Origin of the sequence: Halopseudomonas bauzanensis (genome assembly GCF_900114735.1) — a bacterium.
Classification (GTDB): domain Bacteria; phylum Pseudomonadota; class Gammaproteobacteria; order Pseudomonadales; family Pseudomonadaceae; genus Halopseudomonas; species Halopseudomonas bauzanensis.
Genome location: NZ_FOUA01000002.1, coordinates 363,564 through 390,054 on the forward strand (window position 1 = coordinate 363,564; position 26,491 = coordinate 390,054).

The 26,491-nt window shown below is 60.9% G+C and carries 24 protein-coding genes and 1 pseudogene; 8 read left to right on the top strand and 17 right to left on the bottom strand.

The genetic code is table 11. The annotated features are described in order from the left end of the window. Nucleotides 1-32: 32 nt before the first annotated feature. Both gmk and BM267_RS08115 read right to left on the bottom strand, forming a co-directional pair. A complete protein-coding gene (gene gmk / locus BM267_RS08110; protein WP_074778870.1) occupies nt 33-656 on the bottom strand; it encodes a guanylate kinase in 624 nt (207 codons plus the stop codon). 138 nt (nt 657-794) lie between these two features. Further along, nucleotides 795-2,054 carry an MFS transporter gene (locus BM267_RS08115; RefSeq protein WP_074778868.1) on the bottom strand — a complete coding sequence of 420 codons (1,260 nt, stop codon included), beginning with the start codon at nt 2,052-2,054 and terminating at the stop codon, nt 795-797. Between the two features lie 87 nt (nt 2,055-2,141). Between BM267_RS08115 and BM267_RS16705 the strand changes: the two genes are divergently transcribed. From BM267_RS16705 to BM267_RS08130, 4 genes are all read left to right on the top strand, one after another. Beyond that, nucleotides 2,142-2,402, top strand: coding sequence for a hypothetical protein (locus tag BM267_RS16705; protein WP_143063035.1), 261 nt, complete (start codon nt 2,142-2,144; stop codon nt 2,400-2,402). Nucleotides 2,403-2,467: 65 nt separating this feature from the next. Then, a complete protein-coding gene (locus BM267_RS08120; RefSeq protein ID WP_074778867.1) occupies nt 2,468-4,027 on the top strand; it encodes a class I adenylate-forming enzyme family protein in 1,560 nt (519 codons plus the stop codon). Between the two features lie 181 nt (nt 4,028-4,208). Further along, complete coding sequence (locus BM267_RS08125; protein WP_074778865.1) at nt 4,209-5,408, top strand: TAXI family TRAP transporter solute-binding subunit; 1,200 nt, start codon at nt 4,209-4,211, stop codon at nt 5,406-5,408. Between the two features lie 59 nt (nt 5,409-5,467). Then, nucleotides 5,468-7,393: a TRAP transporter permease gene (locus tag BM267_RS08130; protein WP_074778863.1), complete on the top strand. Its 1,926-nt coding sequence runs from the start codon at nt 5,468-5,470 to the stop codon at nt 7,391-7,393. Between the two features lie 93 nt (nt 7,394-7,486). Here BM267_RS08130 and BM267_RS08135 read toward each other — a convergent pair whose 3' ends face one another. The 4 genes from BM267_RS08135 to BM267_RS08150 form a co-directional block, all read right to left on the bottom strand. Further along, nucleotides 7,487-8,161, bottom strand: coding sequence for a TetR/AcrR family transcriptional regulator (locus BM267_RS08135; RefSeq protein WP_036991801.1), 675 nt, complete (start codon nt 8,159-8,161; stop codon nt 7,487-7,489). A gap of 210 nt (nt 8,162-8,371) precedes the next feature. Continuing rightward, nucleotides 8,372-9,145 carry an SDR family oxidoreductase gene (locus BM267_RS08140; RefSeq protein ID WP_074778861.1) on the bottom strand — a complete coding sequence of 258 codons (774 nt, stop codon included), beginning with the start codon at nt 9,143-9,145 and terminating at the stop codon, nt 8,372-8,374. 137 nt (nt 9,146-9,282) lie between these two features. Next, entirely contained in the window at nt 9,283-10,539 is a 1,257-nt protein-coding gene (locus BM267_RS08145; protein ID WP_036991804.1) for an acyl-CoA dehydrogenase family protein, read from the bottom strand. Nucleotides 10,540-10,880: 341 nt separating this feature from the next. Continuing rightward, nucleotides 10,881-11,747 carry a YicC/YloC family endoribonuclease gene (locus BM267_RS08150; protein WP_074778859.1) on the bottom strand — a complete coding sequence of 289 codons (867 nt, stop codon included), beginning with the start codon at nt 11,745-11,747 and terminating at the stop codon, nt 10,881-10,883. A gap of 141 nt (nt 11,748-11,888) precedes the next feature. On the opposite strand from BM267_RS08150, the gene rph reads away from it, so the two are divergent. Then, nucleotides 11,889-12,608: a ribonuclease PH gene (rph, locus tag BM267_RS08155; RefSeq protein ID WP_074778857.1), complete on the top strand. Its 720-nt coding sequence runs from the start codon at nt 11,889-11,891 to the stop codon at nt 12,606-12,608. A 91-nt stretch (nt 12,609-12,699) separates the two neighbouring features. Then, a pseudogene (locus BM267_RS08160) lies at nt 12,700-13,074 on the top strand (DUF4870 domain-containing protein). 123 nt (nt 13,075-13,197) lie between these two features. Here BM267_RS08160 and BM267_RS08165 read toward each other — a convergent pair. From BM267_RS08165 to BM267_RS08190, 6 genes are all read right to left on the bottom strand, one after another. Continuing rightward, a complete protein-coding gene (locus BM267_RS08165; protein ID WP_143063034.1) occupies nt 13,198-14,151 on the bottom strand; it encodes an ABC transporter substrate-binding protein in 954 nt (317 codons plus the stop codon). Nucleotides 14,152-14,244: 93 nt separating this feature from the next. Beyond that, nucleotides 14,245-15,027 (bottom strand): ABC transporter ATP-binding protein, encoded by a 783-nt coding sequence (locus BM267_RS08170; protein WP_074778853.1) that lies wholly within the window; start codon nt 15,025-15,027, stop codon nt 14,245-14,247. Further along, nucleotides 15,027-16,070 carry a FecCD family ABC transporter permease gene (locus BM267_RS08175; RefSeq protein WP_074778851.1) on the bottom strand — a complete coding sequence of 348 codons (1,044 nt, stop codon included), beginning with the start codon at nt 16,068-16,070 and terminating at the stop codon, nt 15,027-15,029. The genes BM267_RS08170 and BM267_RS08175 overlap by 1 nt, the downstream gene beginning before the upstream one ends. A gap of 2 nt (nt 16,071-16,072) precedes the next feature. Further along, a complete protein-coding gene (locus BM267_RS08180) occupies nt 16,073-17,110 on the bottom strand; it encodes a FecCD family ABC transporter permease (RefSeq protein WP_074778849.1) in 1,038 nt (345 codons plus the stop codon). A 287-nt stretch (nt 17,111-17,397) separates the two neighbouring features. Beyond that, on the bottom strand, nt 17,398-18,552 hold the full coding sequence (locus BM267_RS08185) for a cytochrome P450 (protein ID WP_074778847.1): 1,155 nt from the start codon (nt 18,550-18,552) through the stop codon (nt 17,398-17,400). A 172-nt stretch (nt 18,553-18,724) separates the two neighbouring features. Continuing rightward, complete coding sequence (locus BM267_RS08190) at nt 18,725-19,504, bottom strand: exodeoxyribonuclease III (RefSeq protein ID WP_036991862.1); 780 nt, start codon at nt 19,502-19,504, stop codon at nt 18,725-18,727. 78 nt (nt 19,505-19,582) lie between these two features. On the opposite strand from BM267_RS08190, the gene pyrE reads away from it, so the two are divergent. Both pyrE and BM267_RS08200 read left to right on the top strand, forming a co-directional pair. Continuing rightward, a complete protein-coding gene (gene pyrE / locus BM267_RS08195) occupies nt 19,583-20,227 on the top strand; it encodes an orotate phosphoribosyltransferase (protein WP_036991865.1) in 645 nt (214 codons plus the stop codon). A 40-nt stretch (nt 20,228-20,267) separates the two neighbouring features. Further along, a complete protein-coding gene (locus BM267_RS08200) occupies nt 20,268-20,870 on the top strand; it encodes a DUF4124 domain-containing protein (protein ID WP_177217179.1) in 603 nt (200 codons plus the stop codon). A 32-nt stretch (nt 20,871-20,902) separates the two neighbouring features. Here BM267_RS08200 and BM267_RS08205 read toward each other — a convergent pair whose 3' ends face one another. Genes BM267_RS08205 through coaBC form a run of 5 tightly spaced genes read right to left on the bottom strand, consistent with a single transcriptional unit; the run spans nt 20,903 to nt 26,491 of the window. Continuing rightward, on the bottom strand, nt 20,903-21,334 hold the full coding sequence (locus BM267_RS08205; protein WP_036991869.1) for an acyl-CoA thioesterase: 432 nt from the start codon (nt 21,332-21,334) through the stop codon (nt 20,903-20,905). Between the two features lie 5 nt (nt 21,335-21,339). Continuing rightward, complete coding sequence (gene argB, locus BM267_RS08210; RefSeq protein ID WP_074778845.1) at nt 21,340-22,242, bottom strand: acetylglutamate kinase; 903 nt, start codon at nt 22,240-22,242, stop codon at nt 21,340-21,342. 58 nt (nt 22,243-22,300) lie between these two features. Further along, complete coding sequence (locus BM267_RS16975; protein ID WP_083392437.1) at nt 22,301-24,778, bottom strand: hypothetical protein; 2,478 nt, start codon at nt 24,776-24,778, stop codon at nt 22,301-22,303. A 33-nt stretch (nt 24,779-24,811) separates the two neighbouring features. Next, the gene (gene dut, locus BM267_RS08220) at nt 24,812-25,267 is read right to left on the bottom strand and encodes a dUTP diphosphatase (protein WP_074778841.1); all 456 of its coding nucleotides are present in this window, start codon (nt 25,265-25,267) and stop codon (nt 24,812-24,814) included. Nucleotides 25,268-25,276: 9 nt separating this feature from the next. Continuing rightward, the gene (gene coaBC, locus BM267_RS08225; RefSeq protein ID WP_074778839.1) at nt 25,277-26,491 is read right to left on the bottom strand and encodes a bifunctional phosphopantothenoylcysteine decarboxylase/phosphopantothenate--cysteine ligase CoaBC; all 1,215 of its coding nucleotides are present in this window, start codon (nt 26,489-26,491) and stop codon (nt 25,277-25,279) included.

The window sequence follows — 26,491 nt, forward strand, 5'->3', positions numbered from 1 at the left end:
ACGCGGGACCGAACAGTTTACCGGTTAACCAGTCAGTCTGACAACAGGCCGGTAAGAAGGTGCCGGTGCAGATCCTGCTGGTGGGCGAGGGTCAGACGTCCGCTGCGCAGGATTGCTTTCAGGTCATCCAGGGCGGTATGGAAGTCATCGTTGATGACAATGAAGTCATATTCCACGTAATGACTCATTTCTTCCACCGCCTGCGCCATGCGTCCGGCGATCACGTCGTCGCTATCCTGCCCGCGATTGCTCAGGCGATCCTGCAGGGCGGAGCTGCTTGGCGGCAGGATGAAGATCGAGCGGGCCTGGGGCAGCGCCCGCCGCACCTGCTGGGCACCCTGCCAGTCAATTTCCAGAATCAGATCATGACCTTCGGCCAGAGTCTGTTCCACCGTGCTCTGGGAGGTGCCGTACAGATTGCCGAAGACTTCCGCATGTTCGAGAAAATCACCCTGGCCCACCTGTTCGAGGAAGCGTTCGCGGCGGGTGAAGTGATAATTCACGCCATCCACTTCGCCAGGGCGCATCGCCCGGGTGGTATGGGATACCGACACCCGCAGACTGTCGATCTGCTCGATCAAGGCCTTGACCAGGCTGGTCTTGCCCGCACCGGACGGGGCGGAAACGATATAAAGAGTACCGGTGGCTTGGCTCATGGCAGGTTCCTGACGGGATCGACGAAGTGGCGGGATTATAAAGGCATTGGCCGGCGCCGTCATTTCGGTGTGGCCGGCGAGGTACGGCCGGTTAGGTGCGACCGGCCAGGTGCGGCCGACTAGTGCCGGCCATGAATATCAGCTACGTGCGGTCCGGCTCTCGGGCGAGGCATCCTCGAAGCGATCGACCTGGCGCAGCGTGCGGAACCCCGCAGCCCAGCCGGCCACCACGCCCAGGGTGCAGAAGGCCCCGATCAAGGCGGCCGGTACCGCGCCGAACCAGGCCGCGCTGGTGCCGGCGCGGAAATTGCCCAGTTCGTTGGACGAGCCGATAAACAACATGTTGACCGCATTGACCCGGCCGCGCATGGCATCGGGCGTGGAGAACTGGATCAGCGCCGAGCGGATATACACGCTGACCATGTCTGCGGCGCCGGCTATCAGCAGCGCAACGAAGGACAGCCAGAACAGCGTCGACAGCGCGAACACCAGATTGGCCACACCGAAGATCGCTACCGCGATAAACATGGTGCGCCCGACATTGCTGTTGAATGGCCTGGCGCTCAGGTACAGGCCCACGCAGATTTCACCCACGGCCATGGCGCTGCGCAGAATGCCCAGGCCCTCGGGGCCGACGTGCAACACATCGCTGGCATAGATCGGCAGCAGAGCGACCACACCGCCCAACAGCACGGCGAACAGATCCAGGGAAATGGTGCCGAGAATGATCGGCCGGGTGCGAATGAAATGCAGCCCGGCGGTAAAGCGCTGCCAGCCGGAGGTTTCGGTAATCTGCATGGCTTCGGCATAGAGCACCGGTACGCGGCTGAGCAGCAACAGCCCGCCGGCAAAGCACACCAGGCAGATCGCATAAGTCAGCTCACCGCCGCCGACGGCATAGAGCACGCCCCCCAACACCGGACCGAGGATGGTCGCGGTACGCATGATGGTGCTGTTGGCGGCAATCGCCTGGGCCAACTGATCCCGCGGCACGATTTGCGGCAACAGGCTTTGTAGGGCCGGCCCGATGAACGCCCGCGAGCAGCCGTACAGTACCAGCGCACCATAGAACCAGCCCGGCTCATGCTCGCCACGTGCGGTCAGCCACAGCAGGATGCCACTGCAGCCCGCCGCGCCAGCCCAAGAGAGAGCGAGAATCAGTTTGCGGCTGTAGCGATCGATCAGGTCGCCCGCAGGCATCAGCAGAAACAGCATCGGCAAAAACTGCGCCAGCCCGACCCATGCCAGCGACAACGGATCACCGGTAATTTCGTAGATCTGCCAAGCGACCACAATGGCCTGGATCTGCATGGCAAATACCGCCAGCAGGCGGGCGATGACGAAGGGCATGAAGCCCGGCTGACGGTAGACGTTCAAGCGGGAAGCGGAGAGAGCCAAGGTGACATCTTCGGTGCGGGATGGATGAGCAGCACATGATAGCAGCGGACGCCCATGGCGTCAGCGCGGGCGGGCAGAGGGGAAATCATGAGCATCAACTGGAGCATGCTGATCATTGGTGGCCTGTTCGAGACCGGCTTCGCCGTCAGTCTTGGCAAGCGCAGCAGGCCAGCGGCAAGTCTCTCTCTCATTCCTGAAGAGGGAGCACATGCTGTACGGGCAGTTTTTCTAACCAAGCTTGAGCTTCCTGGCAGAACGCTGCCCTCTCGGCCACTTTGCTTTTCCTTAGTTACCGTTATCAGGATTATGGATTCTCCTTGTACTGAGGCTGAACATAGCCTGACATGACGTGGAGTGAATAGAAAAGTCGACAACAACAATACTGGTCGCTGTAGCGGTCTGAGGGCTTCACTATGATTCTGACTGACCTGCCTGAACACAACCTGAAGCGCTTTGGCGAATACCCGTTCCTGTACTTCAATGGTCAGGCCTTGAGCAATCGCTATCTTCTGGACACGGCTAATCGCATGGCGGCGGGGCTCCAGGCGCAGGGCGTCAAGCCTGGTGATCGGGTCATTGTCTGCATGGCGAACTCGCCAGAGGTTTTCATTGCCTACCAGGCAGTCATGCGCGCTGGTGCGATTGTGCTGCCGGTGATGCACGTGCTCCACCCCAAGGAAATCAGATTTATCGCGAGCGCGTCCGAGGCTTGCGCGATCATTACCAGTGCCTCGGTGCTGCCCAATGTGCAGCAAGCGGTAGAGGGCCTTGCAGTGCAGCCGCTACTGCTGGTTGCTGGGCTGGATGCGGCGAATGCCGGCTTGGTGAGTGAGCGGACTATGGACCTTCAGACGCTGGTGGAACTGGCGCCAGAGCTGGTTCAAAAACCCGATCTGCAACCGGACGATACGGCGGTGATTCTGTTTACCTCCGGCACAACAGGCCAGCCCAAAGGCGTCATGCTTACCCACCGTAACCTCTACAGCAATGCCGCTGCGGCGGCGGCTTTGGCTGAACAGTCCGGCGAGCCGGCTGGCGTTACCCTGGGTGTACTGCCGTTGGCGCATATCTATGGTTTCACCACGGCCAATACGCTGTTTCTGCGAGGGGGGACGATCGTCGTGCTGGCGAAGTTCAGTGTCCCCGAAGTCTGTCAGGCGATTCAGGAACACAGGATCCGCCGCTTCAGCGCCGTGCCGGCCATGATTCAGGCACTGATGGCCGATCCCGCGACGGATAACTACGACCTTTCGAGCCTGGAGATAGTAGGATCCGGCTCCGCTCCCATGCCAGTAGCCTTGATAGCCGCGGTTAAACAGCGGTTTGGTGTCGATGTATACGAGGGTTACGGCTTGTCCGAGGCCGCTCCGACAGTATCGGCGCATCGTACCGGTGAGTCCCTCAAGCCTGGATCGGTGGGGCGCGCTTTCCCGGGCGTCGAGCTACGCATCGCTGATGAGGTCGGGCAGCCACTGCCCGTAGGAGAGATCGGCGAATTACTGGTGCGCGGCGAAAATATCACACCTGGGTACTATCAGAACGAGGCAGCAACCAGAGCTGCGATTCAGGACGGCTGGCTCCATACCGGCGATGTTGGACGCCTTGATGAAGACGGCTACCTCTATATCGTCGACCGCAAGAAGGATCTGATTCTGCGGGGCGGCTTCAATATTTATCCACGCGATCTGGAGGAGCTGATTATTGCTCATCCAAGCGTGGCGGAAGTAGCGGTGGTGGGCGTGCCGTCGGAACGCATGGGTGAGGAGGTGATCGCCGTGGTTGTACCTGTCCCGGGTGCCATGGTGACCGAAGCCGAATTGCTGGACTACTGCCACGAGCACTTGGCGAAATATAAAACGCCGTGCGGCATCATTTTCGTTGAGGCGCTACCTCGCAGTGGTGTGGGCAAAATACTGAAGAAATCCCTGCGTGAACAGATAGCCACAATGGCCGCGGAGCAAGGCCTGATCTAGGGCTACGCCAGAATTCCCGATGACCGAAAGAGCACAAGCTTTGCTTGACCTGATGCCCCTTTCGATCTTAGCCTGACAAGTGTCAGCCAGATTGAAAGTGGGGCAAGAAGCCCGCCAAGGACGGCCTGTTCCATACGCTACCCCCTGGGTCGTGAAAATAATAAAACCGGAGAAGATCCACATGAAAACCACGTTTCTCAAAGGTATCCTGAGCTCAGGCATATCGATCGCAGCCGTCCTTGCAATAAGCAGTGCCAGTCTGGCGAATGCGGCGGAATACAAAATGCCGCGCCTGCTGGCGATAGGTACATCCGGTACCTCCAGCGGTAGCTTTGCCTCGACCAATGGCTGGGGCCCGGTTTTTCAGAAAGAGACTGGCTCGAACGTCCGTATAGTCCCGGTGGATAACGAAGCCCAGCGCTACCGGCGGCTGACTGATCGCAGGGATCTGAGCATCAGTTCGGTGTCATCTGCGGAAATGCGCTTTCAGATCGAAGGTATTGGGGCCTATGCCAGCATGAAGCCGGTGGCCCAGCGCGTGATCTGGCACCATAACGACACGCCGTGGGGGTTTGTCGTTGCGGGTAGCTCTAACCTGCATACCATGGATGATCTGAAAAAAGGCAAGATCTCCGTCGCGCAGGGCGAATTCTCGCCTCCCATGGTAGTCGCTGTAACGAAAGCACTCCCTGCCTACCTGGACATGACGGATGAAGAGGTCTCTGAGAGATTCTCCTACGTGTCTGCAAGCAGCTACGCCCAGAGCTGCCGTTCTGTTGTGGAAGGCCGGGCTGACGTCGCCTATTGCGCGCCCACCAGTTCCATCCTCTCGGAAATGGAAGGCGCCCCCGGAGGAATTCGCTGGCTGCCGATGGACAGGGACAACAAGGAAGCGTGGGACCGGTTCCTGGAGCACCGCACGATGGTTGTGCCCACCACCATCAATCTGGGGGTTTCAACGGCAAGAGGTGTCGATGGTCTGGCGTCCAACTTCCTGTATGCCGTTCCGGCGGATGCTGATGAAGAGTTCGCTTACAACATGGCCAAGTGGCTCCACCAGTCCTTTGACAAGTACAAGAACACGCACCCTTTATCCTCTCGTATGGATCTGGCCGTTTTCCGGGAATACCTGGATCGCTCACCGCTGCCGGTTCATGAAGGCACCATCCGCTACCTGAAAGAAGTTGGCGCCTGGACCGCCGAAGATGACCAGTGGAATCAGGCCGCAATCGAGAAGATGGATCTCTGGAACAAGGCACGCCAGGCGGCGCTGGATGAAGCAAGGGAGCGTCGGATCCCGGCGAGTCATAACAACGAAGAGTTCATGGCAATCATGAACGAGCATACGAAAGGGCTGGAGCATTTCCGCACCCGCCTCTAAGCAGCAGGGCGTGGCCGGGCCACGCCTCACAACATTCCCTTATCTTCGGAAGAAAACTCATGAAGTCTGATGCCGTCGCTCCTGAAAGTGTTGAGCATAGTTCTGAGGTAACTCGGCTTGGCGACGCGAACTCGTGGCAGAGTATCGTTTTTGTCACACTCTGTGTCTGTGGGCTGCTAGCGGGTATTGCCTATATTTTCGGGCTCACATTTGCCGATCATCGGTTGCTCGAAGGAGAATACTACTGGATCTTTATCGGCCTCTTCGCAGCGGCGGCGTTTATAGCGCTGCCCGGGAAGTCCGGCCAGTACAAGGTGCCATTCTATGATTTGATCGCGGCCGTGCTGGTAGTGGGCGTGAGCTTCTACTTTGCCGCCAATGCCTGGGATATGGCTCAGGCAGGGTGGAGCAACCTGTACATGGGCATTGTGGTCTGGCTGCTGATGATGGAGCTTGCCCGGCGCAGCGGTGGAGTGCCTTTCCTGCTGGTGGTCGTGCTCATTGGGCTGTATCCCCTGATTGCGGACTATTTCCCGGGCTTGTTCATGGGCATCCCCTATCAGTTCGAGCACATGATTGAGGCCCATATCTTCCGCACCGAAGGCATGATGGGTATCACTACCAAGATTGTCGCTGAGATTATCCTGGGGTTTCTGGTGTTCGCTGGTATCTTGCTGGCCACGGGCGCGGGCGACTTCTTTATTGACCTGGCCAACGCCAGTTTCGGGCGCTACCGCGGCGGCCCCGCCAAAGTGGCTGTGGTCGCCAGTGCTTTCATGGGAAGTCTCTCCGGTTCCATTTTCTCCAATATCGCCGGGACGGGCTCGATCACCATTCCGACGATGAAGAAGGCCGGGTATCCCGCGCATTACGCTGGAGCGATTGAGGCCTGCGCATCGACCGGTGGCGTGGTAATGCCGCCAGTCATGGGGGCGATCGCCTTCGTCATGGCGATCACCATTGGGGTGGATTACGCGGTCATCATGATTGCTGCGATCCTGCCGTCGCTGCTCTTCTACTTCGGCCTGATCTTGCAGGTGGATGCCTACGCCGCCCGCACCGGTATGAAGGGCATGGCTAAAGAGGACATTCCGTCGGCGCGCAAGGTTCTGCTGCGCGGGTGGCCGTTCCTGTTGGTGATGGTATTCCTCATCTGGGGTCTGCTGTATATGCGGTGGGAATACTATACGCCCTGGTATGCGTGCATCCTGATGATTGGCCTGTCCTTCCTGCGTAAAGAGACACGCCTGACACCAAAGCGGCTATACAGTGCGATACGGCAGATTGGCGTATTGATCACCCAGACTGCCGCGATCATCTTGCCCATTGCCTTTGTCGTCAGTGCCTTGACCATTACGGGCGTGACCGGGTCACTGACCTCCGGTCTGGTGGGGCTCGGTGGCGATAACGTTTTCCTGGTCATTCTCTTCGGTATCGCGGCCTGCTTCATCATGGGCATGGCCGGCCTCGCCATCGTCGCCTATATCTTCCTGGCGGTGACACTGGCTCCAGCGATCATTGAAGTTGGCGGGCTGAATACCATCGCCGTGCATTTCTTCATCGTGTACTACGCAATGCTGTCGGTGATCACACCGCCTGTCGGCGCTGCGGCGTTCCTGGCTGGCACCATGGCTGGGGCGAAGCCGATGAAAACCTCGTTCACAGCCATGCGTCTCGGAGTGGTTATCTACTTTATCCCGTTGTTCTTCCTGTTCCAGCCTGCGCTGGTACTGCAGGGAGACCTGACGCCGTTGTTGTACGTTCTGCCATCAATCATTGCCGGCATCATGCTGATTTCTGGCGGTCTTGAGGGCTACTTGCTGGGTGCGGGTCTGGTGAAACCGTGGCAACGGTTGCCGCTGATTATCGCCGGCTTTGTCTTCAGCTTTCCGGGAGTGATAACGACTATTGTCGGCGGCCTGGCATCGGCCCTGTTGGTAGCGATCATTTGGCGCGAGAATCGGCTGAGCCCGAGTCTGGCCTGATGGGGTACCTGGCCAGCAATCCGGAGGCAGAGATTCTTGATGGCTCCGGATTGCGGCCAGCTTACGCTGGCTGAACCGGTAGGAGGGGCTTGGCTAGCGCTGGTGTTCGGAGAGTTTTTCGATCATGGCAGTGACACCTGCCGCAATCGTGTCAACGATGACGTCGTCGTCAATGTCCTGATGCAACCAGTCACGCAGGGGACCGAAGCCGGCAAGGTACATGATCAGGTTGGCAATGATATCCGCTCTTGGGTCATTCTCCGCTAGATCCGCTCGTTCCCGCAGCTCCATCGCCATTTCCTGAATCACGAGTTGGTCACGGGCGCGCATGGCAGCGCGGTCGTCCTTCTGCAAATGAGGAACCGCACGGTAAGCGAGTATCGTACCCTTGCGTTTTGTCGTCCAGGATTCACGCAGATACAGGCGCAGGCAGTCCTCCAGCGAGGCCTCGGGGTCCTGTTTCAGTAGTTCATGCAGATTGGGCACCCCGGACCGAAACCAGAGCTTGTTCAGTAGGCGCCGAAGGATGTCGTTCTTGTTGGCGATGTAGTCATAGATGCTCGCCTGGTTGACGCCCGAGAGCGCGCAAATATCACGGATCGTTGTTGAGGCAAATCCCTTCTGCAAAAAGAGTTCAAGCGCCGCGTCGCATATCTGGTCCCGACGTTGTTCGGCAAGGGATGAGTCCTGAATACCTACGAGTCTGGCTTCGAACAGCGGATCCGGAGCATGTTCCGCCGACCCCGAACTGTTTTTATTATCGGACATTATTTAATCCATTACGGAAAGGTTCTGATATGTATCAGTATTGCGCTGCAGCGGTGGGGGACTGACAGGCAATAATGACAATCCTGATGCCTGTCAGTTTATCCGTCATGTTGGGCATGTGCCAGCGACGTTCGGCACAGACTTTGCCAACAACTTTGGAGAAATGGCCGATAATGCCGCGCTACCCGTTTTTGACGGGCGCGCTGTCCGTTAGTCTTTCGACGGAGCGTAACGGCGGTTGAGTTTACGCATTCCGCCAATCCAGCGGTCGTAGTTCTCCACCTTGTTACGCATGTAACCAAGTACCTCTGGGTGGGGCAGGATCAGGAAGGTTTCTTCTTCGATTGCCTTGAGGCAGGCTTCTGCCACCGGTTCAGGCTCGAGCAGGCCGTCGATGCTGGCAACGCTGTCTTCTTTACCTTGGGTCATTGCGGTTCGCACAGCCTGGGGGCATAGCACAGAGACCTTGATCCCATCGTCACCATAGGTGAGCGCCAGCCATTCGGCAAAACCAACCGCGGCATGCTTGGTTACTGCGTAGGGAGCGGAGCCGACCTGCGAAAGCAGGCCCGCGGCGGAAGCCGTATTGAGCAAATAACCGCCGCCGCGTGCTTTCATGCGGGGCGCGAGATGTCGTGCGGCATAGATATGGGACATGACGTTGATGTCCCAAATACGCTGCCAATCATCGTCGGGAACTTCCGGACCGCCCCGCAGCAGAATGCCCGCGTTGGAGCAGAACAGGTCGATAGGACCTTCCTGCGTCTCGACGTCATCAATCAGTGCCTTTATCTCCTGCTCGGAGGCGACGTTGACCTGCCGGGCTATGCCGTCAACGGCTTCGGCGGTAGCGGCTGCCCCCGCACCATCAATATCTGCACAAATGATGCGCTTGGCTCCGGCCTCGTGGAAACGCAGAGCTAGGGCCCGGCCAATACCACCAGCCGCGCCGGTAACGACGACAATACGACCTCTTATATCCATGGTTGATAATCCTGTTATTTGATTTGTTTGTCGAAATGGATTGGCCGCTGAAGCGAGCCTTGCCCGCCTGTCCGGCGTGCTCGCAACAGGCGGTGGGCTATCTGGCTGATCGGCGGCCGCTCCGATTCTTCTCGGAATTAACCGAGATTTTCGACGCGTTTCACCTCAGCCCGTGCAACAACATTATGATGCACCTCGTCTGGTCCATCGGCCAGCCGCAGGGTGCGCTGCTTCATATACATTTCGGTCAGTGGTGACCACTGGCTAACGCCTGTTGCGCCGTGAATCTGAATGGCCTCGTCGATGATCTTGCAGCATTTCTCCGGGACCATCGCCTTGGCCATGGAGACCCAGATACGGGCTTCTTTGTTGCCCAGCACATCCATGGCTTTTGCTGCCTTCAGGACCATAAGGCGCATCGCCTCGATCTCGATTCTGGCCCGGGAAACGGTCTCCATGTTCTTGCCGAGATCGATAATGCGTTTGCCGAAAGCCTCGCGAGAAATACCGCGCTCCAGAGTCAGATCCAGCGCCTTTTCGGCGGCACCGATGGAGCGCATGCAGTGGTGGATGCGACCTGGCCCCAGGCGGACCTGAGATATCTCGAAACCCCGGCCCTCACCCCACAGGATGTTCTCTTTGGGCACCCTGACATTGTCTAGTTTGATGTGCATATGGCCGTGGGGTGCGTCGTCATGGCCGAACACGTTCATGGGCCCCAGTATCTGGACGCCGGGGGTATCCATGGGCACCAGGATCTGCGACTGTTGCCGGAACGCCTCTGCGTCTGGGCTGGTCTTGACCATGCAGATCATTATCTTGCAGCGCGGATCGCCTGCCCCGGAAATATAGTACTTGTCGCCATTGATGACCCACTCATCGCCCTCTAATACAGCGGTGGTGCCAATATTGCGCGCATCGGACGATGCTACATCCGGCTCGGTCATCGCAAAGCAGGAACGAATCTCGCCAGCCAGTAGCGGCTTCAGCCATTTTTCCTTTTGCTCCGGGGTCCCGACCCGCTCCAGGACTTCCATATTGCCGGTATCGGGCGCAGAGCAGTTCAGCGTCTGGGAAGCCAGAGGGTTCTTACCCAGCTCGAATGCGATATAGGCATAGTCGAGGTTGGATAGCCCTTCACCGGTTTCCGCATTGGGCAGAAAGAAATTCCAGAGCCCGGCGGCCTTTGCCTTGGCCTTGGCACCTTCGATCAACTCCAACTGTCCCGGCACATAACTGAAACGATCTGCCCGACCTTCGCCCAGCCGATCGTATTCTTCCAGTATCGGATCCACGTTCTCGCGCACATGCTTGATTACAGCTTCAAGCAGCGGCTTGGCCTTCTCTGATATGGCGAGGTTATTGAGGTCATCACGGTTATTGTCATTATTCACGTGCAGTTCTCCTTGGGATATCGGTAGCACGGCTTTGGTTCGGGGCCGATGGGAATCGACTCATTCAGATATGGTTCCGCCGGCAATGGGAGGGGTACAGGTTTAGCCGGAGAGAAGAGCTCATCTTGCTTTCCTGACAGCTGTCAGCTTCACGCTACGATTGATGCCGGGGAGGTGTCAAGGCAGGTGGCTATAAGGAAGGGAGCTGGCCTGGAGAAGTTTCAGGAAAGGGAAGGGGGTGATCGGAGCAAACGTCGGCCTGGCCTGGTGTTGCGGGGTCATTACCAGGATGTATCTAGTGATATCACCCTTTTCGAGGGCATCAGGTCAGGCCGCTTGGCTCACTCGATATTCTGCACCTGCTCCCGCATTTGCTCGATATACACCTTCAGATCCACCGCTGCCTGGGTGCTGCGGGCGTCGATGGCCTTGGAGCCCAGGGTGTTGGCTTCGCGGTTGAATTCCTGCATCAGGAAGTCCAGGCGGCGGCCGATGGCGGCCTTGCTGTCGAGTACATGGCGGGTTTCGTTGATGTGGGTGTCGATGCGGTCGAGCTCTTCGGCGACGTCGATCTTCTGCGCCAGTATCACCAGTTCCTGTTCGATGCGGGTGCTGTCCAATTCCAGCTTGGCTTCATTGAAGCGATCAATCAGCTTCTGGCGGTGGGCGGCGAGTAGGGTGGGCATCATCTCGCGTAGGGTAATGACCCGTTCGGCCATGCTGTCGAGGCGGCTTTCGATCAGCTCGCGCAGTTCGGCGCCTTCGCGGGCGCGGTGCGCTTTGAGTTCTTCCAGCGCCTGATTGAACAACTGGTCGGCCTGCGCCTTGAGGTCTACCTGGTCACGGCCCTCGCCACCGAGCACGCCTGGCCAGGCCAGCAGTTCCAGCGGGTTGATGGGGGCCGGATTGTCCAGCTGTTTGCCGATGCGGCCGGCAGCCTCGATCAGTTGATCAAGCAGGGGCTGGTTGAGACTCAGGTCGGGTGCGGCGTCCGTAGCCGGGTTGAAGCGCAGGGTGCATTCCACCTTGCCGCGGGCGATGTGTTTGCGCAGGCGTTCGCGCAGCGGGCCTTCCAGATCGCGAAAGGCGTCGGGCAGGCGCAGGGCGGATTCCAGGTAGCGATGATTCACCGAACGCAACTCCCAGGCCAGATTGCCCTGATCGGTGCTGAGTTCGCTGCGGGCGAAGGCCGTCATGCTGAATACCATGGGTCCACTCCAATTTGTCTATTTATTGCTCGGCGGCGGGCATTGTACTCCGCCAGTCGGCTCGGGGGTACAGGCTGCTGTTGTACCGCCGGGCAGGCTCCGTATAATCGCCGCTCACACATGCAGTAAGGAATTGAACAGATGATACGACCCAGCGGCCGCGCGGCAGACCAGATGCGTCAGGTAACCCTGACCCGCCATTACACCAAGCATGCCGAAGGTTCGGTGCTGGTTGAGTTCGGCGATACCAAGGTGATCTGTACGGCCAGCGTGGAAGGCGGCGTGCCGCGTTTTCTGCGCGGCACCGGCCAGGGGTGGATCACTGCTGAATACGGCATGTTGCCGCGAGCGACCGGTGAGCGCATGCAACGGGAGGCGAGCAAGGGCAAACAGGGTGGGCGGACCCTGGAGATCCAGCGGCTGATTGGACGTTCGCTGCGCGCGGCGGTGGATTTGAAGGCGCTGGGTGAAAACACCATTTATATCGATTGTGACGTGATCCAGGCCGATGGTGGCACCCGCACGGCATCCATTACCGGGGCCTGCGTGGCGCTGGTCGATGCGCTGCGGTCAATGAAGCAGCGTGGCGCAATCAAGAAGGTACCTTCGGTGCAGATGATCGCGGCGATTTCGGTGGGTATCTACCAGGGCTCGCCGGTACTGGATCTGGACTACCCGGAAGATTCCGCAGCCGATACCGATTTGAATGTGGTCATGACCGATAAAGGTGGCTTTATCGAGGTGCAGGGTACTGCCGAGGCGGCGCCGTTCACGCCCCAGGAGCTGACTGCCATGCTGGAGTTGGCCACCGCGGGCATCAACGAGCTCTTCGCGGCGCAGCTGGCAGCGTTGGCGGACTGATTCTTGACCGGCGTTAAGACAGTCTTGTGGTGTTCGACTATCCTGACGCTAAGCATGATACCCATTAATACTATGAGGAGCCGCGAGCATGATTGATGATGAGTCGCGCATCGAGACGCTGGAACCGGATAAGGATGCTCGCCTGTGGGCGATGATTGCGCATCTGGCCGGGTTTCTCGGTTATTTCCTTCCGGTAATCGGCAGCCTGATCGGCCCGCTGATCATCTGGCAGATGAAGAAGTAGCTGCATCCCTTTGTCGATGACCAGGGCAAGGAGGCGCTCAATTTCCAGATTACGGTCGCCATCGCGGTGCTGGTCTGCCTGCTGCTGATGATCGTGGCGATCGGCTTTCTGCTGATCTGGGTGGTGGGGGTCGGTGCGATCGTGCTGATGATCATCGCCGCGATCAAGGCCAACGAAGGTACGGCCTATCGTTATCCGTTCTGCCTGCGCTTGATCAAGTAAGGCCTGGCCGGCCACCGCCCGGTGGTCGGCTTTTCCAGTGTTATCCGATTCCCTCGATTCTTGCGGCGCTTGCTGATCGCGCCGGCCCGATCTTGCTGAACGAGCCGGGCGTGGCAGGGCGGATCAGGGGGTAGCGGCGACCGCGGTGGCGTTCGCTTCGCTGTCCAGCACCATGGTTTCAATATCCTCGATCACCTGCAATGCAGCCAGCGGTCCGCCGGTGGAGGTCCACACGGAACCGTCGACGGCGCTGTACTGATTGGCCTTGACCGATTCCATTTGCAGGAACATGGGGGTTTGCTCCGCCTGACGCATGGCGTTTACCGCATCGCCAGTGGTGGCCAGGGTGCCGACGACCAGCCAATCCGCGTCCAGCATGGCCAGTGATTCCAGGCTCAGCGACATGGAGTGGGTGGTGCCCGGCTCCTGCTGATGACCCGGGCGCACCAGACCCAGGTCATGGGCAACGGTACTGGCGAAGGAATCCTTGAGCATGTAGGCCGGCCCTTTGGGGTTCCAGCGTGCAATGCTGATCGTTTCGCCCTGATGCTCGCTGAGCTTGTCGCGGCCCTCGGCGGCGCGGGCCTTGTAGCGCTCAAGCAGTTGCTGGCCTTCGGCTTCGCGGTTGAGGATGTTGGCGACGCGCAGCGTGGCGTCCATCCAGTATTCTCCCAGCGCATAGGACACGGCGGTCGGTGCGATTTCATTGAGAATCGCCAGCTGCTCGGGTTTCTGCGGACCGGTGAGGATCAAGTCCGGCTGCAGCTCCAGCAGGGCTTCCAGGTTGGGATCGTTGAGGAGGCCGACCGAGCGGGTCTGCGCCGGTACCTTGCCTTCCAGATAGCGTGGTGGCGACGCCTGGCCACGGCCATCGGTGGTGCCCACCGGGGTGATACCCAGAGCCAGCGCGGTATCCAGATCCAGTTCACTGAGGGTCACGATACGCTTGGGCTCGGCGGGGACCGTTAATTGGTTGCCCTGGGCGTCTTCGACCTGACGGGTCTCGGCCAAGGCACCGACGCTGGCCAGCCCGGCCAGCAGCAGCGCCAGGGCGCTGCGATAGATTGATGTGGTCATGGGAATGTCCTGTGACGGGGAAAGTGAGGGGATGATATCACTTGTTGATATTAATAACGATTCTCATTAAAGGGTCAAATTGTCTCACCCACGTCAGGACGTCCGCCGACGCGGTACGATCACCGGCGCACCGTCATCCGGTGCGGCGAGAATATCCACATTGGTGTTGTACAACCGATCCACCAATGCCTTGGTGATGACCTCCCGCGCAGGACCCATGGCGGCGACCCGCCCTTCATCAAGGGCGATCAGCTCATCGCAGTAGCGCGCCGCCATGCCCAGGTCATGGATCACGATCAGTACCGTGCGGTTCTCGGTGGTGATGTGGCGGATCGACTCCATCACTTCGGTCTGCAGGCCGATATCCAGCGCGCTGGTGGGCTCGTCCAGCAGGATCAGGTCGGTATTCTGCGCCAGGATCATGCCCAGCCAGGCGCGCTGGGCCTGGCCGCCGGACAGGGAAGAGGCAATGCGCTGCCATAAAGGCTCCAGCTGCATGATGTCCCGGGCGCGGGCCACCTGCCGGGCATCCTCTGCGCTCCATTGGTTGAACCACCCCTGATGCGGGTGGCGACCGTACTGCACCAGTTGCTCTACCCGTATACCCTCGGCCATTACCGGCCGCTGGGGCAGGAATGCCAGTTGCCGGGCCAGTGCCTTGGTGGAGAAACTGGCCAGCGCCTGGCCCTGGATATCCACCTCGCCTTGCTGCAGCGGCAGTTGTCCCGCCAGCAATTTGAGCAGGGTGGATTTGCCACTGCCATTTGGCCCGACGATGCCAATCAGCTTGCCCCGGGGCAGGCTGAAAGATACATCGTGCAGAACCGGTTTCTGGTGATAGCCAAATTGCAGATTGCGTACTTGCAGAACTGTCATCAGTCGGACCACTGTCTGTCTTTGATCAGGAGGAAGAGCAGCAGGAAGCCGCCCAAGATGCGGGTCATGATGCCGGTCGGGATTTCATTGGGCTGGGCCAGCACCCGTACCAGAATGTCGCTGCCCATGAGCATTACGGCGCCGCACAGCGCCGCCAGCCAGATCGGCGCCAGATTATCGCGGGTAAGCCAGGAGGCCAGGATGGGCGCGGCCATCGCCACGAAGATTACCGGCCCGCCGATCGCGGTGCCCAGCGAGGCCACCAGGATCGCCAGCCCGAGTATGCCCAGCTGTACCAGCGGCACGTTCACGCCCAGATTACGCGCCGTGGCGTCGCCGAAGCGCAGCAGCGCCAGCGGTCGGTTGATCAGTGCCATGAGCGGGCACAGCGCCAGCAGAATCAGGGTGATGGGCTGGGTGGTCTGGTAGCTGACATGGGCGAAGTGCCCCATGGTCCATAGATAGACGCTGCCCAGGTGAGTCAGGGGCTGGGTGGACATGGCGAACTCGCCGACGGCATTGAACAGCTCGGAAATCGCGATGCCAATGATGATGAACAGATAGCCCTGCTCCCCCGGCCGACGGCACAGTACGAACAGCGCCACCGCGGCCAATGCCGCACCCAGCGGCGATGCCCACCAAGGCCAGCTGCCCAGGGTGAGATAGAGAGCGAATACGATGACTGCCAGCGAAGCGCCCTCGTTGACCCCAACCATGTCCGGGGTCGCCAGCCGGTTGCGCACCAGCGTCTGGATCAGGCAGCCGGCCATACCCATCGCCAGCCCGGCCACCACCACCCCGGTGACCCGTGGCAGGCGGATCTTGTACACCATGATCTCATGCAGCTTGCTGCCCTGACCGCCCAGGGTGGCAATGACCTCGCGCATGCTCATGTCCGCCGAGCCGATACTCACCGACAGGACGAATAACAACAGCAGGGTGATCAGCATCAGCAAGGTCATCAGCCAGGTGCGGCGGTGCAGCAGCACGGTGGCCTTGCCCAGCTGCAGACGCCATACGCCGGAAGGGATGCTCGTGTTCATCGTCACCTCACCGTCAACAGCGAGCGGAAACCGCCGCGTAACACAATGGCGATCAGCACCGGCGCGCCGATCACCGCCAACAGCGTACCCACCGGCATCTCGAAGGGCTGGATCACCCAGCGCGCCAGGATGTCGGCGGCCAGCAGGAACAACATGCCGAACAGGGCGGAAAATACCATCTGGGTGATCAGTTTCACCGGTTCCACCAGGCGCGCGCAGTAGGCCGCCAGGAAGCCGACGAAGCCGATCGGGCCGGCCAGGGAAATAGCGCAGGCGGTGAACAGAGTGGACGCCACCAGCACGCCGATGCGCACCCGGGTGGTATGGATGCCCAACGCCTTGGCCTGCGAGTCGCCCATTTGCATCAAGGTCAGTTGCCGACAGAGCATGGCCGCCAGACCCAGTGCGACGAGGACGACGGGGGTGATGATGCGCACTGCATCCAGCTCCGAGGCGGATAGCGAGCCCAGGTTCCAGAAACGGAATTGCTCCAGCGCCGTCTGGTTGGCCAGCAGCAGATAGTTCGACAGCCCGCCAAAGACCGCGCTGAGCGCCACCCCGGCGAGGATCAGTTTCAGTGGGCTGGCCTGCCCCAACATCAACCCGATGCCCAACACCACCAGGTTGCCGAGCAGTGCGCCAGCGCTTGACCACACCAGATAGCCCTGGGTCGATTCGACCCCGAAATAGATCAGCCCGATCACCAGCCCCATGACCGCTCCGGCGTTGACCCCCAACAGACCCGGCTCGGCCAGGGGGTTGCGCGTGGCACTCTGCAGCAGGCTGGCTGCTACCGCCAGGCTACCCCCCACCAACAGTGCGGCCAGGGTACGCGGCATGCGCAGGGTATGGATAATCATTGCCAGTTTGTCATCGGCGAGCAGGGCGGCATCGCCACGGAAATAGCCGAATACCTGCGCGGCGCCATACACGCCCGCGCCGGTGGCCATGGACAGCATGAGCAGAGCGGTGAGTAGAGCGGCACCGGTTGCCAGCAGCGCCCACTGGTGTGTGGGCAGATTGATTGCAGTTTTTACCATTGTCCTGATCGATGCATTCTCAACCACACCGGCAACACTGCTGCGGCCCGTTCATGGATGGATAGTGACGCGGTCTGACGGTGCCTGGCTGCTGCACTGAAAGAGAGTGAGGTCCACGGGGGCTGCGGCAAGAGTCGATGACTCGTGCTGCCAATGGTGAGGTTTTTATGATAATGGGAAGTAATATCAATCGCATCATACGCCTATGCGCAGCGGCTGTCGCCCCTTGGAAGGCGCTGCCCGGGCGGCAATCTGTCGCGCCCGGCATTAGATCGGGAGGAGTGGGGTCAGCGCAGGCGCAGCGGCAGGCGGGCGTAACCGCTCGAAGGGTAGGTCGCCAGCAACGCGGATTGCCCGGCGATCAGGCTGAGTTCACGGCTGTGCTGTAACAGGCTGCGCATGATGATGACCAGCTCCATGCGGGCTAGCGGCGCGCCGGGGCACACATGTATGCCTGCGCCATACAGCAGGTTCAGCGACGGGTCGCGGTCCAGGGAAAAGCGTTCCGGCTGGGTGAACACGGCAGGGTCTCGGTTGGCGGCGATCCAGTTGATGGTGATGGCTTGCTCTGCCTCGATGTGTTGGCCGTCAAACTCAACCGGACAAGCGGTGCGCCGGCGGTTATCGACCAGCGGGCCGTGCAGGCGCAGGATCTCATCGTTGGCCTGCCACAATAGTTCGGGGTTGTCGCGCAGTTGCTGCTGGACCTCGGGATGCACGGCCAGAAACTGCGCCAGGATACCGACCGAGGCGGCGATGGTACCGACTTCGCCGACCGTCCAGTTGCGCAGGATGCTGGCAATTTCCTGATCGCTCAGCGGCCGGTCATCAATCTGTTCCCGCATCAGCGCGGTGGTGACATCGTCATCGGCTTCGCTGTCAGCCTGGCGGCGCATCCTCAGCAGATCCGCGATCAGCGTATCGAACTCCTGCGCCAGTTCTTTCAGTGCCGCACGGTTACGAGCCAGGGTGGCCCGGGCATTGCGGGTAGCCCAACTGAGCAGCGGGTCCTGCAGGTTCAGCGGCCAGCCCATGAAGGCGCACTGAATGCGCAGGGCGAAGGGCTGGGCGTAGTCAGCCATCACCTCGATGTGGTCCTGGTGCAGGACGCTGGTCGCCAGGTCCTCGGCGATTGCCCGGCAAATGGGCTCGAACTCAGCCATGCGCTCGGCGTTGAAGTAGGGCTCGATGATTTTCCGATAGGCTGTATGTTCCGGCGGGTCCATGCCGTTAGGTACGGATACGTGACGCGATACCTGGTTGCTGAAGCTGGCATGATCGAGCAGAACGCGGCGGACATCGGCATGGCGAAACAGGCTCCAGCCGGCATAGTCGCTGTGAGCAACGGGGCAGTGCTCGCGCATGGCGTCATAGGCGGCGCGCTGGTCACGCAGAACGCTATCGGACCGGGGGTCCCAATCCTGCTTCAACGATTCGGACATACGACAATTCCTGTGAAACGCAGACAGCCGCACAGGGCAGCCAGATGCATTCATATAAGGGGAAGTGGTAATAAGCCGGGTTGAGTTTAGCGCGAGCGAAATGATCAGTAATTGATCAATATCAAGAACGGCAGGCAGGGGAAACGGGCGCCGAGACAGCGCCCGCCAGCGATCAGATGCTCAGCACCCAATCGTAGTCGATGATGACCGGAGCATGCTCCGAGAAGCGCACCTTGCGCGGAATTGCCGCATGCTTCACGAAACGGCGCAGGCCAGGGGTCAGGATCTGGTAGTCCATGCGCAGGCCGAGATTCAGGTCCTGGGCCTGTTCGCTATCCGGCCACCAGCTGTACAGATCGGACTCGCGGGTGACTTCGCGCAGGGCATCGACATAGCCCAGGGTGCCGAAGATTTCATCCATCCAGGCCCGCTCCGGCGCCATGAAGCCAGGCTGGTGCTGACAGTCGCGCCAGTTCTTCACGTCCAGTTTCAGATGTGCGGTGTGCAGCGAGCCGCAATAGATGAACTCGCGGCGCTTGCGGCGCTGCTTGGTCAGGTAGGTGGTGAAGTCATTCATGAACTTGAATTTCTGGTTCAGACTGGCATCCCCGTCCCGGCCCGACGGCAGCAGCAGGCAACCGATGCTGACCTTGTCGAAATCCGCCTGGATATAACGCCCGTAACGATCGGCCAGCTCGAAGCCGAGCCCCATGATGATCGCCTTGGGTGCGGTCTTGGTATAAATGGCTACGCCGCCCTGGCTGGGCACTTCCGCTTCGAAGCAATATTGCCAGTAGCCTTCAAGCCAATAGGGGTCCTGTTCCAGCTCGGGAGCGGTGACGCGTATGTCCTGAAGGCAGATGACGTCCGCATCCTGCGTGCGCAGCCAGTCAAACAGACCCCGGGCCGCAGCGGCCTCGACACCGTTGACATTAAGACTGATTATTCGCATACATGGCTCCCTCAAATTCGTGCGTGTATGATACCCGAGCTGAAAGGAATTTTGTTATAGATGAGGGTAATAGAATAGATGCATGAGTATCAGTGGGAATTTATTCGGTTTGCGCTGGATCGCAATGTTTTGCGCTTCGGTGAATTTACCCTCAAGTCTGGACGCCAGAGCCCTTACTTCTTCAATGCCGGCTTGTTCAATACTGGCAGTTCGCTGGCCCGGTTGGGGCGCTACTATGCCCAGGCGCTGATCCACAATGGTCCGAAGGAGTTCGACATGATCTTCGGGCCGGCCTACAAGGGTATTCCGCTGGCGGCGGCTACGGCCGTTTCCCTGGCTGACAGCTTTGATATCGATCTGCCATACTGTTTCAATCGCAAGGAAGCCAAGGACCACGGTGAAGGTGGTTCTCTGGTGGGCGCGCCGCTGCAGGGTCGGGTGGTAATCGTCGATGATGTCATCACCGCCGGGACGGCGATCCGCGAGGTCATGCAGATTATCCAGGCGGCAGGCGCCGAGCCGGCCGCGGTGATGGTAGCGCTAGATCGCCAGGAGCGGGGCCAGGGCGAGCTGTCAGCTATTCAGGAAGTCGAGCGTGATTTCGGCATCCCGGTGGTGAGCATCGTGTCGCTGACCCAGATTCTTGCGTTTCTTGAAGACGACGCGCAATTGCGCAAATACCTGCCTGCAGTGCAGGCGTATCGCGAGCAGTACGGCATCTGAGCGGAGGCCGTCAACCAAGCCAGGACAGGGTGGTCCAGTTATGCAGAAAAGGATTGGGTATCGAGCTATGGCCGTGGTTCTCGGCAGTATTGCGCTTGCCGCCGAGGCCCAGTCCGCCGACCTGTATCGCTACGTCAATGACAAGGGCATCACGGTGCTGGACCGCAGCGTGCCGCCCCAGCATGTCAGTCGCGGTTATGAGGTGCTCGATGGCGATGGCCGGGTAAAGCAGGTGGTGCCGGCGGCGCTCACGCCCGAGGAACGGGAGGCGGCGCGGGCCGCCGAGCGCGAGCAGCAGCAGCGCCGCAGCGCCGACGAGACCCTGCTGCGGTTGTATTCCAGTGTGGAAGACCTCGACCGTGCCTACAGTCGCCAGGTCCAGCAGATCGAGAACCTGATTGCCACTTCCGAAACGGGCATTCTCACCCTGAACAACCAGCGCGAAGACTTGCTGAGCCGGGCGGCGGTGCAGGAGCGGGCTGGTCGCAAGGTAGACCCGCAGATTCTCCGGGAGTTGGCGGAAGTAGAAGCGGAGCAGCAGCGCCTGCAGCGGCTGATCAATAACAACCGTCAGGATATCGCGACGGTCAATGACACCTTCGCCAATCGCCGTCAGCGGTTGCAGTTGTTGCTGGCAGACTGAGGCGATTCAGCGCTTCAAGCTGCCAGCGCAAGTTATAGCTGAACGCTGGTTTTCTCGAAGGCAGCGATGGCCTCGCGGAACGCTTGCGGGATGGCTTGCGGCCGCCGGGTTGTCATATCCGCATGCACGTAGACGATTTCCCCGGTTACCAGCAGTTGCTGTTCGCGGTAGATACCGATGGCGAACTGCATGCTGCTGTTGCCCAGCCGGGCGATACGCACATGAATCTGCAACACATCGTCGAAGCAGGCTGGCGCCTGATACTCCAGCAAGGTCCGTACGGCAAAGAAGTCGCTGCCGCTGACACCGGTGTCAGGGTGCACCTCCCGCAGAGCACGGAAATACTCGGTAATGCCCACATCGGCATAGGTCAGATAATGACCATTGAACACGATGCCCTGGGGGTCGGCTTCGGCCCAGCGCACGCGCAGCGGGCAGCTGAACCGGAAGTCGCTCTGCTGCATGTGGTTCACTCCGGCTGCTGATTGGTGATCAGAGTGCCAACACCGGTGTCGGTGAAGACTTCCAGCAGTACCGCATTGGGTACCCGGCCATCGACGATGATGGCGCTGCCAACCCCGCCCTGCACCGCATCCAGTGCGCAGCGGATCTTCGGCAACATGCCGCCGTAGATGGTGCCATCGGCGATCAGCTCGTCGACCTGTGCGGTGGTCAGGCCGGTGAGCACCTTGCCTGCCTTGTCCATCAGCCCGGCAATATTGGTCAGCAGCATCAGCTTCTCGGCGCCCAGCGCCTCGGCCACCTTGCCGGCGACCAGGTCGGCGTTGATGTTGTAGGAAGTGCCGTCGTCACCCACGCCGATGGGCGCGATTACCGGAATGTAGTCATCGGAAATCAGTCGGTTGATCAGCTTCACATTGACCTCGCTGACTTCACCGACCTGCCCCACATCGATGATCTCCGGCTTGTCCATGCCCGGGGTGCGGCGGGTGACCTTGAGCTTGCGCGCGCGAATCAGGTTGGCATCCTTGCCGGTCAGGCCGAGCGCCTGGCCGCCATGCTGGTTGATCAGGTTGACGATATTCTTGTTCACCTGGCCGCCGAGAACCATTTCCACCACATCCATGGTCGCGCCGTCGGTCACGCGCATGCCTTCGATGAACTCGCTGGTGATGTTCAGGCGCTTGAGCAGGTCACCGATCTGTGGACCACCGCCATGCACTACCACCGGATTGATGCCAACGGTCTTCATCAGCACGATATCCTTGGCGAAGCTGGCCTGCAGCTCTTCGCTCTCCATGGCGTTGCCGCCGTACTTGATGACGATGGTCTTGCCGGTGAAGCGCTGGATATAGGGCAGAGCCTCGGTCAGGATCATGGATACCTGGGTAGCGGCGTCACGGTTCAACATGGTGGTTCTCTTCTCCTGATCGGAATCGTCAGCGCCGGGGCAACCCCGGCTGTGGATATTACAGATTGTTCAATGTCAGGTCGGGCGCGACGCGGGTCAGCTGCTCGCGGAATCGCTGGCGGATGCGCTCCAGCCCACCGGCGTCTTCGGCCTCGAACCGCAGCACCAGCACCGGGGTGGTATTGGACGCCCGTACCAGGCCCCAGCCATCAGGGTAGTCCACGCGCAGCCCGTCGATCGTGGTGACGCGGGCCTGCTCGCCCCATTCGGCAGTGTTTTCCAGGTCGTTCATCAACGCGAACTTGCGCTTTTCGCCAACCTCGACATGCAGCTCTGGTGTGCTCAGGCCGGTCGGGTAGCGGTCGAACATCGCGTTGATCTGCTCGCGATCCTGAGTCAGCATCGAGACCAGTTCCAGCAGTCGGCAGGCGCTGTACAGACCGTCATCGAAGCCGTACCAGCGTTCCTGGAAGAACACATGGCCGCTCATCTCGCCACCGAGCAGGGCCTGGGTTTCCTGCATCTTGGCCTTGATCAGTGAGTGGCCGGATTTCCACATCACCGGGCGACCACCCAGGCGGCTGATCAACTGTGGTAGCTGGCGGGTACATTTCACGTCAAATACGATATCGGCACCGGGGTTGCGAGTCACTATATCCTCGGCAAACAACATCAGCAGCCGGTCGGCGCAGATGATTTCGCCATTGGCCATGACCACGCCCAGGCGGTCGGCATCGCCATCGAAGGCCAGCCCCAGGTCGGCGTTGTGTTGTTTGACGATCAATTGCAGGTCGCGCAGGTTCTCGGGTTTGCCCGGGTCTGGATGATGGTTGGGGAAGTTGCCATCGACCTCGCAGTACAGCGCCACCACCTCGCAGCCAAGCTGCTCCAGCAGGTTCTGGGCAATCACTCCGCCCACGCCATTGCCGCAATCAACCACCACTTTAAGTGGGCGCGCCAGCAGTACGTCGTCGACGATGCGATGGGTATAGGAGTCCAGGATGTCCAGCGGCTGGCATTCGCCATTGCCCTCATGCAGGAGGTTCTGCTCCAGCCGCTGGCGCAGCGCACTGATACGCTCGCCAGACAGGGTCTGACCGGCAATGACGATCTTCAACCCATTGTAGTCCGGCGGATTGTGACTGCCGGTGAGCATCACTCCCGAGGTGGCCTCGGTGGTGTGGGTGGCGTAGTAGAGCACCGGAGTCGGCACCATGCCCAGATCGACTACCTGACAGCCACAGTCGGTCAGACCGCGGATCAGTTGTTCCAGCAACTCCGGGCCGGACAGTCGACCATCACGGGCCACGGCAACCCGGGGTTGGCCGGCATCCAGCGATTCGCTGCCGATCGCCCGTCCCAGCCAATAGACGTACTCGGGGCTCAGGGTGCGGCCGACTACACCGCGGATGTCATAGGCGCGGAAGATTTCTGCCGGCAGGGAAGGCGCGCCGGCCATCGGCTCGTCGGGCAGGTCATCGAGAATATCGATATCCAGTACATCTTCCAGCGGCGGCAGGGGCGCGGCGGCGGAATCGGCAACGGGTGGCGTTGGCCGTACCGGTTGACTGGCAGCAGGCGCTACCGGTGCCTGCCTGCCGCGGCTGACCAGCTGCATGATGCTCTGCGCCAGAGGCTCCAGCGGGCCCAGCCGCAAGCCAGCGGCCTTGTGGCCCTGGGTCAGTTGCTCGAGGGTCTGGGCATCGGCGGCCAGTGCCTGGTTCCAGCTGCGTTGCAGCAACAGCAGGCTGGCCAGGGCGCCGGCCAGCGCCAGCAGCACTGCGGCGAGCAGTACCAGCGGATTGGGTGCCCCTGCGCCCATGGCGCTCCCGGCCTGGAATTCCAGGCGCCAGGCGGGATTGTCAGTAGCCAGGCTGAGAACGTCGCCATGGCCGCTACCGGCCTGATACAGCGGTTGTGCCGGCCCAGCCGGGAATTGCTGGATCAGCGCGACCTTGCCGGCATCCTGGGGCAGCTGCGGCAATGCCGCAGTCAGGCGCTGCAACTCGAATACTACCAACAGGGTGCCGGCAATCGGCGCTGTGGGCGCGGTGCGCAGCGGTTCAACCAGATACAGCCGCCAGTGCTCGCCGACCTTGTGCGCTTCGGCCGGGACCGGCAGGCCACGTTCGGCGCGGCGGATCATGTCCAGCGCCGCAAAGCTCAGCGGCGCCTGCGCATCATTGATGTGACGTGCAGCGCCGGGACGGTGCAGGTAGGTTGCCAACTGGTGAACCAGTGTGCCTGCGGGACGGAGGCTGCCCTGCTGCTGCAGAAGGGCCTGCAGCTGGGGATTGGCGGCAGCCCGGGCCACATCCGCATCGAGCTGCGCCAGCGCGCGATTGAGCGCGCTCTGCTGCTGAATGGCATAGGCCTGACTGAGGTCGCTGCGATAGCTGTCCGCCGCCGGGGCGAACAGCAGCAGCCACAGCAGCGTCAGCGCGGCGGCCAGGCTGGCGAGCATCACCAGCAGCGGTGCCAGGGTGCCCGGTACGGTGCTGGGCTGTCGGGTCATGGATGGTTTCGTCAGTTTCATCTTTGTGTATTGCCTCCCTGCAAATCAAAGAAATCAGTGGCTGCCGGTGTGTCCGAACCCACCTGCGCCGCGCTGGCTGTCGTCGAATTCGCTGACGATCTCCAGCTGCGCCTGGACCACCGGGACCAGTACCAGCTGGGCGATGCGTTCGCCCGGCTCGATGGTGAAAGCCTGCTGCCCGCGGTTCCAGCAGGACACCATCAGCTCGCCCTGGTAATCCGAATCGATCAATCCGACCAGGTTGCCCAGCACAATGCCATGTTTATGGCCCAGCCCCGAGCGTGGCAGGATCATCGCCGCCAGCCCGGGATCGGCGATGTGGATGGCCATGCCGCTGGGCAGCAGCGTGGTCTGGCCAGGCTCCAGCGTCAGCGGCGCGTCGATCATGGCCCGCAGATCCAGCCCGGCGGAGCCTGTGGTGGCGTAGGTGGGCAGCGGCCATTGTTGGCCGAGGCGGGGGTCGAGAATGCGGGCTTGCAGGGCGTGCATGGTGTTTCCTCAGGCTGAAGTAGTCAGGCGATCGGCAATGACAGCGATGAGCTGGCGGGCCAGCTTGTGCTTGCTGGCGCGGGGCAGCGGCTGTGGAGCCAGGCTGCGGTCGATCAGGGTGACGGCGTTGTCATCGGCATTGAAGCCGATCCCCGGCTGGCTGACATCATTGGCAACGATCAGGTCCAGGTTCTTGCGGGTGAGCTTGTCACTGGCATAACCGAGCACATCATCGGTCTCGGCGGCGAAGCCGACACAGAAGCCGGGGCGCTGGGCATGGCCGGCGAGGGTCGCCAGGATATCCGGGTTGCGTATCAGGGTCAGGGTCAGGCCGGCGTCGCTGTCGGTTTCTTTCTTCAATTTGCCCGGAGCACAACTGGCGGGCCGGTAATCCGCCACCGCCGCCGAGGCAATGAACAGATCGGCGGGCAGGGCGGCTTCGCAGGCAGCCAGCATCTCGGCGGCGCTGGTCACATCCACCCGGTCGACCCGGGGCGGGGTTGGCAGGTTGACCGGGCCGGCCACCAGAGTAACCCGGGCACCGGCCTCGGCGGCTGCCTCGGCCAGGGCAAAGCCCATCTTGCCGGAGCTGTGATTGGACAGGTAGCGGACCGGGTCGATCGCCTCGCGGGTCGGGCCGGCGTTGATCAGCACATGGCGGCCGGTCAGCAGCCCGCGCTCGAAGCATTCGGCGCAGCGCGCGGCGATCTCGGTGGGTTCGAGCATGCGGCCGGGGCCGATATCGCCGCAGGCCTGCTCGCCGGCAGCGGGGCCGTAGACCTTGATGTCGCGCTGCAACAGCGTTTGCAGGTTGGCCTGGGTCGCCGGGTCGCGCCACATGGCCTGGTTCATGGCCGGCGCCAGGGCGATCGGGGCATCGGTGGCCAATACCAGGGTAGTCAGCAGATCATCGCCGCGACCAGTGGCCAGCCGTGCCATCAGGTCGGCGGTGGCCGGCGCGATCAGCACCAGATCCGCCCAGCGCGCCAGTTCGATATGCCCCATGGCTGCTTCCGCCGCGGGGTCCAGCAGGTCGCCATGTACCGGGTTGCCGGACAGCGCCTGCAGGGTCAGGGGCGTGATGAACTCGTGGGCAGCGCGGGTCATCACCACACGCACATCGGCCCCGGCGTCCTTCAACCGGCGCACCAGCTCGGCGCTTTTATAGGCAGCGATCCCGCCGCTGATTCCCAGTACCACCTGCTTGTTCAACAACCGCTGCAT